The organism is Staphylococcus sp. GDY8P67P (assembly GCF_017892545.1).
Taxonomy (GTDB): Bacteria; Bacillota; Bacilli; order Staphylococcales; family Staphylococcaceae; genus Staphylococcus; species Staphylococcus ureilyticus.
The window spans coordinates 15,541-31,712 of the sequence record NZ_JAESLH010000033.1; the positions used below are offsets into that span (position 1 = coordinate 15,541).

14 protein-coding genes and 1 pseudogene are annotated in these 16,172 nt (G+C 31.1%); 7 read left to right on the top strand and 8 right to left on the bottom strand.

What is annotated here, in order from left to right; all coding sequences use genetic code 11:
* Positions 1–122 precede the first annotated feature (122 nt).
* Positions 123–545 (top strand): VOC family protein, encoded by a 423-nt coding sequence (locus tag KA833_RS13175; protein ID WP_064209770.1) that lies wholly within the window; start codon positions 123–125, stop codon positions 543–545.
* Positions 546–647: 102 nt separating this feature from the next.
* On the opposite strand, the gene KA833_RS13180 is transcribed toward KA833_RS13175, so the two are convergent.
* Complete coding sequence (locus KA833_RS13180; RefSeq protein ID WP_192946553.1) at positions 648–2,249, bottom strand: MutS-related protein; 1,602 nt, start codon at positions 2,247–2,249, stop codon at positions 648–650.
* Positions 2,250–2,594: 345 nt separating this feature from the next.
* A complete protein-coding gene (locus KA833_RS13185) occupies positions 2,595–4,523 on the bottom strand; it encodes an ABC transporter ATP-binding protein (RefSeq protein ID WP_070658274.1) in 1,929 nt (642 codons plus the stop codon).
* Positions 4,524–4,670: 147 nt separating this feature from the next.
* Between KA833_RS13185 and KA833_RS13190 the strand changes: the two genes are divergently transcribed.
* The 5 genes from KA833_RS13190 (at position 4,671) to KA833_RS13210 (ending at position 10,095) form a co-directional block, all read left to right on the top strand.
* The gene (locus tag KA833_RS13190) at positions 4,671–5,312 is read left to right on the top strand and encodes a redox-sensing transcriptional repressor Rex (protein ID WP_210139578.1); all 642 of its coding nucleotides are present in this window, start codon (positions 4,671–4,673) and stop codon (positions 5,310–5,312) included.
* 185 nt (positions 5,313–5,497) lie between these two features.
* The gene (locus tag KA833_RS13195) at positions 5,498–6,583 is read left to right on the top strand and encodes a YeeE/YedE family protein (protein WP_210127881.1); all 1,086 of its coding nucleotides are present in this window, start codon (positions 5,498–5,500) and stop codon (positions 6,581–6,583) included.
* Between the two features lie 26 nt (positions 6,584–6,609).
* Positions 6,610–6,834 (top strand): sulfurtransferase TusA family protein, encoded by a 225-nt coding sequence (locus KA833_RS13200; protein ID WP_019469551.1) that lies wholly within the window; start codon positions 6,610–6,612, stop codon positions 6,832–6,834.
* Positions 6,835–7,647: 813 nt separating this feature from the next.
* Entirely contained in the window at positions 7,648–9,129 is a 1,482-nt protein-coding gene (locus tag KA833_RS13205; protein WP_064209765.1) for a sucrose-6-phosphate hydrolase, read from the top strand.
* The gene (locus tag KA833_RS13210; protein WP_070039265.1) at positions 9,130–10,095 is read left to right on the top strand and encodes a carbohydrate kinase family protein; all 966 of its coding nucleotides are present in this window, start codon (positions 9,130–9,132) and stop codon (positions 10,093–10,095) included.
* Between the two features lie 168 nt (positions 10,096–10,263).
* On the opposite strand, the gene agrA is transcribed toward KA833_RS13210, so the two are convergent.
* The 6 genes from agrA to KA833_RS13240 form a co-directional block, all read right to left on the bottom strand.
* Complete coding sequence (agrA, locus tag KA833_RS13215) at positions 10,264–10,980, bottom strand: quorum-sensing response regulator AgrA (RefSeq protein ID WP_046208006.1); 717 nt, start codon at positions 10,978–10,980, stop codon at positions 10,264–10,266.
* 12 nt (positions 10,981–10,992) lie between these two features.
* Positions 10,993–12,288: a quorum-sensing sensor histidine kinase AgrC gene (agrC, locus tag KA833_RS13220; RefSeq protein ID WP_107525790.1), complete on the bottom strand. Its 1,296-nt coding sequence runs from the start codon at positions 12,286–12,288 to the stop codon at positions 10,993–10,995.
* A gap of 27 nt (positions 12,289–12,315) precedes the next feature.
* Entirely contained in the window at positions 12,316–12,453 is a 138-nt protein-coding gene (gene agrD, locus KA833_RS13225; protein WP_107525789.1) for a cyclic lactone autoinducer peptide AgrD, read from the bottom strand.
* 2 nt (positions 12,454–12,455) lie between these two features.
* Positions 12,456–13,025 (bottom strand): accessory gene regulator AgrB, encoded by a 570-nt coding sequence (locus tag KA833_RS13230; protein WP_204180543.1) that lies wholly within the window; start codon positions 13,023–13,025, stop codon positions 12,456–12,458.
* Positions 13,026–13,762: 737 nt separating this feature from the next.
* A complete protein-coding gene (locus KA833_RS13235) occupies positions 13,763–14,548 on the bottom strand; it encodes a carbon-nitrogen family hydrolase (protein ID WP_064209760.1) in 786 nt (261 codons plus the stop codon).
* Between the two features lie 227 nt (positions 14,549–14,775).
* Positions 14,776–15,405 (bottom strand): nitroreductase family protein, encoded by a 630-nt coding sequence (locus KA833_RS13240; RefSeq protein WP_046208001.1) that lies wholly within the window; start codon positions 15,403–15,405, stop codon positions 14,776–14,778.
* Positions 15,406–15,598: 193 nt separating this feature from the next.
* On the opposite strand from KA833_RS13240, the pseudogene KA833_RS13245 reads away from it, so the two are divergent.
* Positions 15,599–16,172: pseudogene (locus tag KA833_RS13245) on the top strand (hypothetical protein); the annotation flags it as partial.

Here is a 16,172-nt window from a genome sequence, read left to right on the forward strand (position 1 = left end):
ATTATAAATATTATTAAGTTCAAATGTTTAAATATTAAAAAAGGGGTATATATTTTAATGTATAGTCATACTATATAGAATAATGTAAATTTAGAATTACATTATCAGGAGGCGGCTTATCAATGAAATCAGTTCAGTATTTTAATTTTGAAAATAGTTTAGCAGCATTAGACTTTTATGAAAAAAATTTAGGTGCCACAGATATTCAACGTATTGGTGGTGACCATGAAATGTTTAAAGATATGCCAGAAGAATTCCAAGTAGACAAAAACTTTACAATGAATGCTTCATTTAAAGTTTTAGGTGAAACATTTTATTGTAGTGACACATGGAAAAATAAAAAAATCGATAATAGTGGTGCAATTGTAACATTTACATTTGATCATAGTAATGAAGCGGATAAACAACTAGCCATCGATTTCTTTAACAATGCAATAGCAGCTGGTTGTGAAGAGGCAATGCCGTTAGGTAAAACGGAGTGGTCAGAATTATATGGCATGTTTAATGATCCTTTCGGTATAACTTGGATGATTAATGCTGAATAAAATAGTTAAAACAAATAAAGGAACAATGAAGCAAATACAAACTTCATTGTTCCTTTTCTGTATTTATTAGCGCATTTATAGTTAAATGATTCGGTCTAAGACTTAAAGGAATTGATTGGAGGATGTTTTAGCACGTGTATATACTTGATTAGGAAATTTTAAGATTCTTAATAATTCAATTGCATTTCTTGTATCTGCTTTGCCAGGTTTAATTTTAAAATCAAAAGCAATCTCATTTTCATAAATTGTTTCGTTAAAGTGAAAGTTTTTGTACTGATATTCTAATAATGTAGCTAATTCAATATCATGGGTCGCAGCTATGATTTCGTAATTTTGGCTATTGCCTAAATAATTTAACACGGATTCAGAAGCGGCAATTCGTTCTGTTGTATTAGTCCCTTTAAATATTTCATCAATGAAGCAATAAATTTTATCCTCTGTTTTTAAATCAAACAATCGTTTAATAGATTTGATTTCTGTCATAAAATAACTATCGCCAGACAAGATATCATCTTGGTTCACCATGGAGGTGAAAATTAAGCCAGGTTTATATTTAAAGTACTTTGCTGTAACTGTATTTATCGTTTGAGCGAGTAAAAGATTTAAGGCGATTGCTTTCATAAATGTTGACTTGCCTGACGCGTTCGAACCAGTTAATAATATATGACTATTAATTACTAAATCATTAGAAATAGCATCGACAAGCAGTGGGTGTGTAAGTGCTTCAAATTCTACTGAATCATCATTACTTGCTTGAGGCAATGCATATTGTGTTAATGTCTCTCTCCACAATGCTATTGCATAGTGATTGTCTATACTTCCTATATATTCATAACACGCCATAACTTCAGCTTCATATTTTTTAAAGCTATGTTGTATTAAATGGAAGATATGGTAGTCCAACATAAATATTGCTTTTAATAAGAATGCAAATATCATAGAATCTTCTGCTGTATTAACTCTTCCCAATAGACCACTTAGCCTACGAGCAACTTTAAAATGACTAAAATCAACATCAATGGTAGGCGCACCATCTATTTTGTGAATTGCATAAGCCTTTTTAATAACATTTGATGTATAAAATAATGAATTTAAGTCTTGATCAAATGTCCTTTTGAGTACGCCACTTAAAATCATATTAAATATAGCAACAAGTATAGTTAAAAGAATACCGATTTCAGGTTTTAAAAATGCAAACAGTAAAAAGACTAACGGTAAATATGTAGTCAACATATACAGATGATTGCGTTTCACTGTGGTTAGTTGATCAGGGAACGTTGGATAAATCGCTTTACCGATTTTAGCAAGGTGGGTCGATATCTTTAGTCGAAAAAGTTCGTCATTTTTAAATTTTTGAATTAACATCTGATTATGAATGGTAAACATTTTCCTTAAAGTTGCATATAAACGCATCTCACCAATAGCAGTAAAATTAAAGTTCATGCTGTCGAAAAGGGCTTTTAAATTCAAGTCTGCGTAAGTTTTATCATCTATCAGATTTGTTTCATCAAACTGGTGTTTATATGTATCGAATTGATAACTATACCTGTGATTTGGTCGTACAAAAGATTCTAAAGGCTTTCTTAAGGACCATAAAGGTTTGATATCATGTATTAACTTTTTATTGGCAATGATTGTTGTGATAATAAATAAAAGAGTTGTTCCAATTATTAAAGCGATTAGGAACCAAAGAATAGGAAACATAAGTTTCACCTCATACTAGATTAATATGCTTTATTATGTCATGAAATAAATTGATATACAAATCGCTATTTAAGTTAAATATTTATAGATGTCAATAGAGAACGTGCGTACTTATCAACAATTAGTGTATAACTTGTTGATAAGTCGTGGGCAAATGTGTGGACATACATTGTTTTCTGAATATTCATTGGCGAAAAAGTAACATTTTACCTGTGTATAACTAGGATAACTCTGTGGATAGCTTTGATGATAGGGTTAAAGTTGTGAATAGTTAATGTGTAAAAAGTTAATAAAAAAGTACGAAAAATGAATTTTTCATTTTCGTACTTTTAGTTCAAATATGCTTTAAATTAACTTTTCTTGTAATTCTGCCCATTCTGACATAACTTGTTCTAATGCTTGTTCGTTATTTTCTTTCTCGTTAGCTAAACGCTTTGCTTCCTCTGGATCACTGTATATATCTGGTAGAGTTAGCATTTCATTGATTTCATTGATTTTAGTTTCAAAGTTATCTATTTTAGTTTCGCATTCATCAATTTGTCGTTCAATTTGGCGTTGTTCACGTTTTTGAAGTTTTTGATCAGTATAATGATCATTTTGTGATTCAATTGGTTTTGTTTGATGTGAAGTTTCATTTTCCTTTTTAGCTTGAATTGCTTCATTTTCTTCTTTTTTCTCAATAAAATATTGATAATTTCCTAAATACATTGTGCCACCATGAATGTCCAAATCATAAACTTTGTTTGCAAGTTGATTTATAAAATAACGATCGTGAGAAACAAATAAAATCGTACCTTCAAAATGATCCAATGCTTGCTCTAACATTTCTTTTGAATCTATATCGAGATGATTTGTAGGTTCATCTAAGATAAGTACATTGTTACGCTCAAGCATTAATAAAGCTAATTGCAATCTAGCTTTTTCACCACCAGAAAGGTCATTAATGATTTTTTTAACATCTTCTTGTACAAATAAAAATCGGCCGAGTACTGCGCGAATATCTTTTTCATTCATTGAAGGGTATTGGTCCCACAGATAATCTAGTATTGTTTTACTAGATTTGAATTCAGCTTGTTTTTGATCATAGTAACCGATTTTTAAATTTGCACCAGTAGTGATTTCTCCGTTCAATTTCGGTTGAATACCTGCAATTGTTTTGATTAAAGTCGATTTTCCGATACCGTTAGGCCCAATAATGGCGATATGGTCTCCTTTAGTCACTTCAATATTGATACCTTTGGTAACTGGCTGCTCATATCCAATATCTAAATCTTTGATATGGAAAACATCATTTCCTGTATTTCTATCAAAGTCAAATTGGATATTAGCACTTTTGGCATCAATCATTGGTTTATTGATTCTTTCCATTTTTTCAAGCATTTTTCTACGGCTTTTTGCCATACCAGTAGTTGAAGCCCTTGCTATATTTTTCTCAACAAAAGTTTCTAAGCGTTTAATCTCATCTTGTTGACGTTCATATTCTTGCATGCGTTTTTCATAATACTTATCTCTTTTTTCAATAAATTGTTTATAATTACCTATATAATGTTGCACATCGCCAAGGGCTACATCATAGATTTGATTGACTATTTTATCTAAAAAATATCTGTCATGGCTAATGATAACAATAGCACCTTTAAAATAGTTTAAATAACTTTCTAACCATTGTGTTGTTTCCATATCCAAATGGTTAGTAGGTTCATCAAGTAATAATAAATCAGGTTCACTTAATAACATTTGGGCTAATGAAAGCCTAGTTTTTTGACCACCACTAAAATCATTAATAGGGCGATTGAAATCCGCTTCAGTAAAATTCAGTCCATGGAGCACGGTTTTTATTTTACTTTCATATTGATATCCATCCTGTTGTTCGAATTCATTGGATAAATATTCATAACGATCGATATGACTTTTATATTCGTCTGTATCATATGCATTTGCATGTTGTGCTAACCAATCTGTTTCTTTTTTCATTTCAGCTTCTAGCTTTTTCATATTTTCAAAAGGTTTAGACATTTCTTCAATCACAGTTTGGTTTGTGTTGAGTGTCATTTGTTGTGTTAAATAACCAAGTTTTAAATTTTTACTTTTTGAAACATGTCCACTATCATAACCTTCGACGCCAGCAATAATTTTCATTAATGTAGATTTACCAGCACCGTTACGTCCTACGATACCAATGCGTTCACCAGTTTTCACTTCAAAATCTACATTGTTAAAAATATCTTCTCCGTCGAATGATTTAGTAATGTCATTTAATTGTAATAATATCATCCGATTTTGCACCTCTCTATTCATTATCATTCTACCGTATTCTGCGTGTTGTTAAAACTACCAGTGTTTATTTTTATAATGTATTAATGTATAATGTTGTAGTAATTATAAGATTAATTAGACATTATAGTATAGGAGGACAAGATCTTGGCTAACCAAAGCGAAAAGATTCCTCGTGCCACGTTAAAACGGTTACCGTTATATTATAGTTTCGTCAATACTTTGAAATCTAAAGGGATAGACAGAGTTAATTCTAAAACAATTAGTGAAGGTTTGAACATTGATTCTGCAACAATTCGTCGTGATTTTTCTTATTTTGGTGAATTAGGCAAAAAAGGGTATGGTTATAATATTGATAGCTTGTTACATTTTTTTAAAAATGAAATAAGTGAAAATGATGAAATTAAAATAGCCATCGTAGGTGTAGGGAACCTAGGTAAAGCATTACTAACATATAATTTTTCTATTCATGATGAAATGACTATTACAGAGGCGTTCGATATACGAGATGATGTGATAGGAACACAAATAGGCAATGTGGTTGTAAGCCCATTTTCGAAAATCACCGATGTCTTAAAGCAAGAGCAAATTGATGTCGTGATATTAACAACGCCTGAAAATGCAGCACAACAAGTTGCAGATACATTAGTTGGAGCTGGCATTAAAGGGATTTTAAATTTTACACCAACACGTGTTTATACGCCATCAGATGTTCAAGTTCATCATATTGATTTAGGGATTGAACTACAATCTTTACTTTTCTTTATGAAAAATTACAGTAATAAATAATAATTTTTAATATTAACTTTGTATAGATGCAAACATTTTTGATGTTTAGTTGTCTATGCAAAGTTTTTTTACTAGCAAGTTTTCATAGCACATCTTTTCATAAGACTTAAAACAGAAAGGTTGAAATTTCAGTGTAAATCTAATATGATAATTCATATTGATTTCATCGGAAAAGAGGTAATGTTATGACGTGGTTAGTAATCAGTGGCTTAATCGTAGGCGGACTTTTGGGGTTTGTCATGCAACGTACACGGTTTTGTCTTGCTGGTGGATTTAGGGATATGTATATCCAAAAAAGTAATAAAATGTTTTATGCCTTATTAATAGCAATATCCGTTCAAAGTATCGGACTACTCGTTTTAACTTCAACAGGGTTAGTGCAAATACCAGAGTCCACATATCCAATCATAGGTACGGTTATTGGCTCATTTATTTTTGGTATTGGCATTATATTAGCAGGCGGTTGTGCAACTGGCACATGGTATAGAGCAGGAGAAGGATTAATTGGTAGTTGGATAGCACTTATTGCATATGCATTTACATCAGCTGCTACTAAATTTGGTTTATTATTACCTTTAATGGACGGTATCAATAAACCTACTAATGTAAATACAAGTATGGCTCAAACTACAGGTATTCCGACATGGATTTGGGTCACTTTATTAACAATGATAACGCTCATATTTGTTGTAAAAACACTACGCAAACCAAAACCCAAAATTGCCGTACCAAAGTTAAAACAAAAATTTACAGGAATTCGCTATTATTTATTTGAAAAAAAATACCATCCATTTGTTGCAGCTATTGCAGTTGGACTCATTGCATTATTGGCTTGGCCAGTGAGTGAATCTACTGGTAGAATGTACGGTTTAGGCATTACAACACCATCTGCAAACATTGTTCAATTCTTTGTAACTGGTGATGTCCAACTATTAGATTGGGGTGTCTTTCTTGTTTTAGGTATCTTTGGTGGTTCTTATATTGCAGCAAAAGGTGCTAGAGAATTTAAGTGGAGATTACCAGATAAAAAAACAATCCGCAATAGTGTTATTGGTGGCGTATGTATGGGATTTGGTGCATCAGTAGCAGGCGGTTGCTCTATCGGAAATGGTTTAGTTGAAACAGCTACAATGTCTTGGAAAGGTTGGATCGCGCTTGCATCAATGATATTAGGTGCTTGGTTTATGAGTTACTTCATATTTATCAAACCAATGAGAAAAGCTCAAAAATCTACAACGCAAAAAGTTTCTACACAAACACAGACGACGTAAATTTTATTTTTTAGGAGGATTTCATTATGGTATATGAATTAGGTACAGTAGGTATGGTTTGTCCTTTTCCTTTGATTGAAGCACAGAAGAAAATGACTACTTTAGAGAACGGGGACGAATTAAAAATTGATTTTGATTGTACCCAAGCAACTGAAGCAATTCCAAATTGGGCAGCTGAAGAAGGTTACCCAGTTACTAATTATGAACAACTTGATGATGCTTCTTGGACAATCACTGTTCAGAAAGCATAGTGATATAAAACTAAATTTGAATATCTGAATAAGATAAAACACAATGCTATATGAAGTGATTTCACTTCGTTAAAGGCTGACTACAGAAAAAAAGTCCGAGACATATTTTATGTTTCGGACTTTATTTAGTTCTATAAAAATTTCTCATTTAGTTACACGCGTTGTAAGGTTAAACGAGGTTAGTCCGAGTTGAACTATTTATAAATTTTCTTAAAACTAACAAAGTATATTGATGATTTTTTGAAAGTGTTATTCATAAAGTTGTCAATTGTTAAAAGTGTTTATAAAGCAAGTTGACTTTGATTTTTAATAGTATTTAAAGGGATTACAATATGATAAAATAGAGGATGTTTACAGTGCCAAGTAGATTGATTGGAAGAGATAGTAAAAATGATTTACATATCAAAGCGAATTGTCTGTCAGATGATAGAATATCATTTCAATTACAGTCTATATGAATATTTATGATGTCAAAATAATGTGCGAAAAGTTAAATTAAGGCATTTAATAAAGCTATACTAATATTAATATTAAGTTAGAAACTATTTATAGGGATGAATGTTGATGAAACAGAACTTATGTTAAGCATTGTTGATCTGATGTGGTCTTAGTCATAGGAATCATATATTGATTAAACATCATACAAGGTGTAATGATATTGAAGAAGAGAAGCCATAGCGCTTTGAATCGATAAAAAGACAAATCTAATTAAATAGGAATGAAATAAAAACAAATGATGCATAAATGTTATGCTGAGTTGAATTGAGATGGACAATATCCGGAAAGTAGTAGTTAAAAATAGGAGGAAATAAAGTGAGTGAATGGACAAGAGATGAACGTTATCAGCGTTACGAAGATATTGATCAAGAAGTAATGGATGAATTAACTGAGCTTGTGAATCAATCTAAATATAGACAATTATTTCATATACAGCCTAAAACAGGACTCTTAAATGATCCTAACGGTCTAATTTATTATAAAGGAGAATACTACATCTCACACCAGTGGTTTCCTTTAGGAGCAGTCCATGGTTTGAAATATTGGTATACATATAAAAGTAAAGATTTAATAAATTTTGAAGATCAAGGGATTTCACTAAAACCAGATACAAAAGATGATAGTCATGGTGTCTATAGCGGCAGCGCATTTACATATCACAATAACTTGTATTATATGTATACAGGAAATCATAGAGATGAAAATTGGAATAGAAAGTCGACACAACATATAGCTAAAGTACTCGATAATGGCGAGGTTCAAAAATTTCCAAAAGCAGTAATAGCAGCACCGCCGTCAGGATATACACAACATTTTAGAGATCCTAAAGTGTTTGTTAAAGATGGAATTTACTATGCAGTCATTGCTGCACAAAATGAAGAAGGATATGGAAGAATACTTCAATACCAATCAACAGACATTGTGAACTGGACATTTCAAGGAGAAATAAAAACAAAACTTGAGGCGTTTGGTTTTATGTGGGAATGCCCAGATTATTTTAATTTAGATGGCTTCGATTTACTGTTATTTTGTCCACAAGGTATTGAACCGGAGGGTGAAAAATTCAGGAATATTTACCAATCTGGTTATATTATGGGGCAATACGACATAGATCACCTTGTTATGGATCATGGTGATTTTCATGAATTAGATTATGGTTTTGATTTTTATGCGCCTCAAACTTTTACAGATGAATTTGGCGACAGAATACTCATTGGTTGGATGGGCTTACCAGAAGTGACCTATCCTACAGATTCAGATGGTTGGGCGCATTGTTTAACAATTCCGCGTATTTTGACAATTGAACAAGGCAATTTAAAACAACGTCCTATTAAAGCACTTCAACAATTAAGAACGAATAAAGAAACAGCATTAGGTTACGCTAATAAATTTACGCGATTCTTAAAACCATATGAAGGTAAACAATTTGAATTGATTATTGATATCTTGGAAAACGAAGCTACTGAAATATATTTTGAAATAAGAGCCTCAAAATCACAATCTTTGCGCATCGCTTATAATACAAAAAATAAAAAAATTACATTAGATCGTAGTGAAAGTGGCGCATTACCAGAACCAGTAGAAGGTAAAACACGTAGCACTTATTTGGATACACCTTTATCACAATTACAAATGTTCGTTGATACATCTAGCATTGAATTATTTTGTAATGATGGTGAGCGTGTAATGACTTCAAGAATTTTTACAGATGATGATGCGATAGGATTTAAAGCTTCTACTGAATCTGGGCAAGCCTTTCTCAATTTCACAAAATATGATATAAAGGGTGGACAATAAATGAAACGTTTACTTGCAATCGGCGAAGCACTTATCGATTTTATTCCTAATCAAAAAGATTCAAAATTAAAAGACGTAGAAGGGTTTACAAGACAAGTAGGCGGCGCACCTTGTAACGTTGCTTGTACAACCACAAAATTAGGTGGTCAAGCAGCTATGATCACTCAGTTAGGAAACGATGCTTTTGGTGATTTAATTGTAGAAACAATAAGTAATATTGGTGTGTCTACAAACTATATCCGACGAACAGATGAAGCGAACACAGCTTTAGCATTTGTAAGTTTAACCAAAGAAGGAGAACGAGATTTTTCATTTTATCGTAAACCATCAGCAGATATGTTATATCAACCTAGCAATATAGATGCAATAACTGTAACAGAAAATGATATGTTACATTTTTGTTCTGTTGATCTCGTAGATAGTCCAATGAAACAAGCGCATAAATCGTTAATAAATAAAGTGAAATCAGCAAATGGTACGATTATATTTGATCCTAACGTACGGTTGCCATTATGGCCAAGTGAAGCGGAATGTAAAAATGCAATTCGTGAATTCTTGCCATCAGCACATATACTTAAAATTTCAGACGAAGAATTGTCATTCGTCACTGGAAAAAAAGATGAAAAAGAAGCAATCGCTTGGTTATTCCAAGGTAGTGTAGAAGCTGTTATATACACTAAGGGTAAAGAAGGTGCTGAAATTCATTTCAAAGATGGTACCGTGCTTAGTCATGGTGGTTATAAAGTGAAAGCAATAGATACGACTGGTGCCGGTGATGCTTTTGTAGGTGCATTAATTAATAGATTAGCAGCATCTGATATTATCAATCCGATAGAAGCATTAAAACGAGAAGGTGGAACTATGCTTCAATTTAGTAACATCGTTGCTGCAAAAGTTACTACAAAATATGGCGCTATTGAGAGTATACCTACTTTAGATGAAGTTCAAGTGTTACTTGATTATTAAAAAGAAAGGGAAGGACTGCAATAATTCTCTCAAGTTAAGGTGATTAAGGTTGAATGGGTGTTGAAGGTTGATTTAAGCTAAACGCATATATGAGTTTCACACAATAAATTGAAGAGTGATGTTAAAAGGCTGAGACATTTTTGTAGTCTCAGCCTTTTAGTTTATGTATTAAATTTTTTTAACATTACGTACAGAAGCATAGCAGTGTTCATTATTTTTGAAATAAACAATACGTGACTTAGAATCAATGGATTCAATATTGTGTCTATTGACAACAAAACTATTATGACATCTGAAAAAACGCTCGTCTAAATTATCAATTTCTTTTAAATTACCATAAAATTCAATTTGCCTATTGTCCAAATGAGCAATCAAACGATGCGAATTCGAAGATGATTCAAAGAACATGACATCATCGTATTGTACATAAATAGAATTGCTGCCGCGTTTAAGTTCGATTGTTTCAACCGTGCTTTCTTTTGAAAGTAATTTCAATCGAGTTTCTGAAGTTTCGAGGCAATCAATCACTCTGGATTTTAATTCGTCAGGATCATCTTTGAAGATGAAATCCATAGCAGCAACTTTATATACAAAGGTTAAATAAGTGAGCTCACTATGACTTGTGACAAATATGATATTGCTCACAGGATCATATTTTCTAATCTCACTTGCTAATTTAATACCATTAATATCGGCCTCTAATTGTATATCAAGAAAATAACAACCAATATCTTTAAGTTCCTTTGCACGTTCCAATACCTCATAAGGATCTGACGTAGCTACTTCAATTTCCATTGGTTTTTCTTCTATCATGATGTAATTATTGATAATAGAAACTATATTTTCACGTTGTCTTACATCATCTTCACAAATGAATATTTTCATATTTACACATCCTTATGAATTAGAATTTAATATTTCTACTTTTTGAATAAAGTAGTTATTGTCTATAGTTGTATCTAATAAAACATTGGAAGTTGCATCGGTTATTTCTTTTAAGTTAGATAATCCTAAACCACGATTTTTTCCTTTTGTTGAATAATTTTCTTGGAATAAAGTATGTACTCTAGGCATATCAGGCTTACATTTGTTCATGATGATAAACATAACTGAATCGTCTTCATTTTTGATAAAAGCAATGCGAATTAGAGGATCATCCTCTATTTTTTCTGAAGCTTCTATAGCATTATCTAATAAAATACCAATAATTCTACTCAAATTGATAATAGGCATATCAATTTTTTCAATTGGCTCTGGAACTTCAATACTTAATCTAATATTTTTTTCTTGAGCTTGTAATATTTTTGTTGTGATTAAACCTTTAATTTCACGGACTTTTAAATTTTCAATACCATTAATTTTAAGTGTTTTCATTTGCATATTATCTTGCATAGGTATGATTTCTTCATTGAAATACTTACGTAAACCTTCCATATCATTTTCTCGAATATAATCAGATAATGTTGAAAGGATATTAACATAATCATGCCGAAACTTACGCATCTCATTATTGATCTTTTCAATTTGTAACGTATATTTATAATAATTTTCTATTTCTTTAATATTACGTTTATATTGGATTTGACGTATAATGCTAAAGGAAATAGTAATGATTAAAATAGCCGTAGTAATGATAACCACAGCATACATGATTACTACAAATTTAATATCTGAAAAAGACAAAATTGAATTTGGCAAATAAAAATAAATTAACAGTAAAACTGTGAGTAAAAATAAACATACAATTGAAAGATATATTTTATTTAATGATAAAAATGAAGTTGACATTTTTATGAAAAAATATTTTATTATGTATCCTAAACTTATTGCAATTATGATAAAACTCACTGCATAGAATGAGCTGAAAATATAATTTAATGTGATAACTTCTATTAATTGAGTAGCTAACCAAATAGAAATAAAATTAGCCATATATAAGATGAAAAAACTGATTAATGCTGCCACGACACCAATGGTTTGTTTCCTTTTATACATAAATATAACGATAGCTACTAATAAAAAAATGGTCGCTTTTTCATTGAAAAAGTAATAAAGAACAGTTGAAGGGATTATAATGCAAATCATTGCGATATAATCCCTAAAACCATATTTGATACTTGTTAAAGTCTTAATATTAAAAAATAATAGTACTGCTTGAATTGATGCTAGTACTACCGAATTAAAAACTACCATACTTATACACTCTTTCTAATGAATAGATTATTTGTATAAATCTGTTATTTCTTTTGGAACTTCTGGCTCATCAAAAAAAGCACTGCAAACTTTACCACCTGAAACTGCTCCTAAAACACTAAAGAATTTAACGAATAAGTTTATAATAGATTCAAAAATATGCATATTTAAACATCCTCCTTTGGAAAAAATATTGGGAGTTGGGCAAACGCAATAAGTGTAATGCCTAAAAGCACAAATTGTGAATACGGCTCCTTTAAGATTAGTGAAACAAACAATAATAATAAAGTTACAACAATTGTTTTGATTTTTTTACCTTTTCTAAGTTTTAAAGGGATAGGTTGTTTTTTAGTTGCTGAAGGTGCATAAATAACTAAAATGATAAAACCTAACAAAGCAAGCATATACATTAGGATAATGTCCACTTCTATATACCCAATAAACCAAGGTAGTAAAACAAATAAGACAATGTTTTGAATATGGCACGAAAGCGATGACTTTGCATGTGCACCGTGTGCATATTGTCTAATCAAGTAATATGATAAGTGTACAGTTAGAGTGTATAAAAATATATGGCAAAGGATAGAAATGCCATAAACTACAATAGTTTTCGCAAGATTGCTAACAAAAACTTGCATGCCTAAACGGAGTTTTAGGAATTCAAGATGATCAAGATTATTTCTTTGTTGCAGATATCGTGCTAAGTTTTCAATTTTGTTATCAATTCCCCTTAACATGGCTATTCTCTCCTCACCCGTATTATACAATTTTAATTATATTTTAGGCGTCTCATTGCTTAAGTGTATGTTTTGTATTCCTAACTGTTTGTATTTCTTATCTTTTTAATTTTAACATATAATTCTTAACAAATAAGTATGAAATATAACGAGTTAGGAATTATTAAACGCAATTTCAAAAATTCATGGTTTAATAAACTTGTATCACAAAGAAGTGATAAAATTATTTAGACTTAGCCGTTTAAATGATGTTGTTAGTTAGGCTTTTGAGCAGGAGCCTAATTGACTTTACTAAATTGTGACTGTATCTTCGTATAGTTATTGGAGTTACAAGTTTAGTTGTCGGTTTCATTTCTTTGAATACGGATAAGAGGAGGCTGATGTTGTGACAAGAACCTTTTCAGTAATAGCTAGTGGTTTCGTGAAATAGTACTAAATTAGTACACAACTCGCTTAATACGTTAAGCAAATCCCTTAAATTTGTATTTGTAGACCTTTCCCAGTCTCAAATCAAATCTATTTTAACATTGTCTATAACAGAGACAATTTAAAATTTAAACATGTAAGCTATCGGAAACATCATTCAATTTATCATTTTAATCGGTAAATTCACTAATTTTTTTCATAATTAATAACATCCCCAAAAATAGATAGAGAAATAACTGTATAAAACATTCCCTTAATAATAAGTTACAAAAAACCGTGAGTCCCTCCCAAGCTCACGGTTTTTTTATGTTTTATTTATAAAGATGAGGTCTCAAATTTTTAAATACGGGTATTGCTTCACGTTGTTTAGAAACCTCATCTAAATTTAACGAACAATTTAATCTTCCTTCTTTATCATTGAGTTGATCTATAATTTCACCATTTGGATTAATAATTATTGAGTTACCAGCATACTCAGTTTTACCATCGTCACCACAGGTATTACAACCGACAACAAACATATCATTTTCTATCGCACGTGCTTTTAATAAAGCTATCCAATGGTCTAATCTAACACTTGGCCACTGTGCTACATAAAATGCGATTTCTGCTCCTTTACGTGCTGGATAACGTAGTATCTCAGGGAAACGCAAGTCATAACAAATAATTTGAGCAATTTTTACACCGTTAGAAAGTGAAAATGGTTCAGGAACAGCATTGCCTGGGCTCATAAAGAGTGGTTCATCTAACATTGGTACAAGATGTACCTTATCGTAACTATTGATTAAATAGCCTTGCTTAGATACTGCAAAGGCAGTGTTATATACACTTTCTTTCATGATATTAGATACAGAGCCTGCTACAATATCTACTTGATACTGAATAGCTAATTTTGAAATGAACTCAAAACTTCGTGATAATTGTTGATCTGCTAGTTTGTTCAATTGGGGTAAGGCATATCCGTTGTTCCACATTTCTGGCAATACAACAACATCTGTGTCAGTCGTCACATAATTAGAGAACCAATTTTTAATGGTTGCTTCATTAAAAGAAACATTTGCTGGTTCAATTTTAAGTTGAAAGATTTCTATATTCATCAATTTCACCCCTTAAATTAGTATTAGACTAAATATACTAAATATATTTAGAAAATTCAAAATATGATAAATTGCATTATATCTAGATATGAAAAAAGAGGCGAAGACACAGAAGTCTAAGCCTCATATTTTGGCAATCATACTAACATTGATAGAAAAGGAATGCATTTTGTCCACGTTTTTGAAGGTGGATGTATAATAACATGTCATTCCATATATTTAATCTTTTATTTTTTTATAAGGAATCGTTTGCTTATATCATTAAATTCTTTTTCATTAGCTGCTTCACGAATATTACCGAAAGGCATTTGTGCCATCAGTTTCCAAGTTTTTGGAATATCAAAAGCTTCAGAAACAGCTACATCTACAAGTGGGTTATAATGCTGTAATGAAGCCCCAATACCTTCAGTGCTTAGTGCTGTCCAAATAGCGAATTGATGCATTGCGTTTGTCTGATTAGACCAAATTGCAAAGTTTTCTGCGTAATTAGGCATTTGATTTTGTAAGCCTTCGATGACTTCTTCGTCTTCAAAATATAAAATTGTTCCATATGAATGTTTAAAATTATCAATTTTATCAGCAGTCGGTTGGAAATCGCGATCAGGTCCCATTGTATTTTTCAGTGCTTCTTTTGTAATTTCCCAAAATTTATCATGGTTATCATTTAATAATAAAACAATACGTGTAGATTGAGAGTTAAATGAAGATGGTACATGTTTAACTGCATGTTCAATTATATTTTCAACTTCTTTATCAGAAATTGAAATTTCTTTATCTAAACTATAAATTGTACGTCTTGTTTCGATTGCATTTTGAAATGCATCTAAATCTTTTGATTTTTTAGAGAAAATTCCCATTATAGTAGCTCCTTTATTAATTCAAAATATATATCTAGTATAATAATTATACCTGAGTTTGTAAATAAGGTTTTTACAAAAAATTTCAGATTTATTACTTTTTCCTTTCAATAACCATCTATTTAATGAAAAAAAGTGAGCTTTCTAATATAATTATAATGAATACAAGGATTACTAATATGGAGGTGAGAAAATGAAAGGGTATAAAATGAATAAAGTATTAATCTCTAGCTTCGCTTTTGCAATAAGTGCCGCTTTAATATCTAAACCAATTCAAGCTGTTGAAGATCAAAATAATAACACATCGACTGGCACAAAGAATAAATTTGCTGAAACTGATGAAATGGGACGTTCATATTTTGCACCTTCAATTTCCAACCTTTATAATGTAGACGATAAAGAAAATTCTGTCTCTAACGTTGAAAATAATAATATAATAAAAAATGAATTGACAGATGATAATTTAAAATCAGATGAAAACTATGATTCATTGAATGATAATGCTTCTAACAATGATGGAAGTGATACACACATTCAACCCGACAATCCAAGTGAAGGAGACATATCTGATACAAATGAGGAGGGTGGTACAGAAGAAACGGCAAAATCTGACCAACCTGATAAAGATGAAGATACATCTTCAAAACCAGATGAACCAAGCGAAGGAGACACTTCTGATACAAATGAAGACGGTGATACAGGAGAAACATCAAAACCAGACAAACCCAATAAAGATGAAGAATCACCTTCAAAACCAGATGAACCAA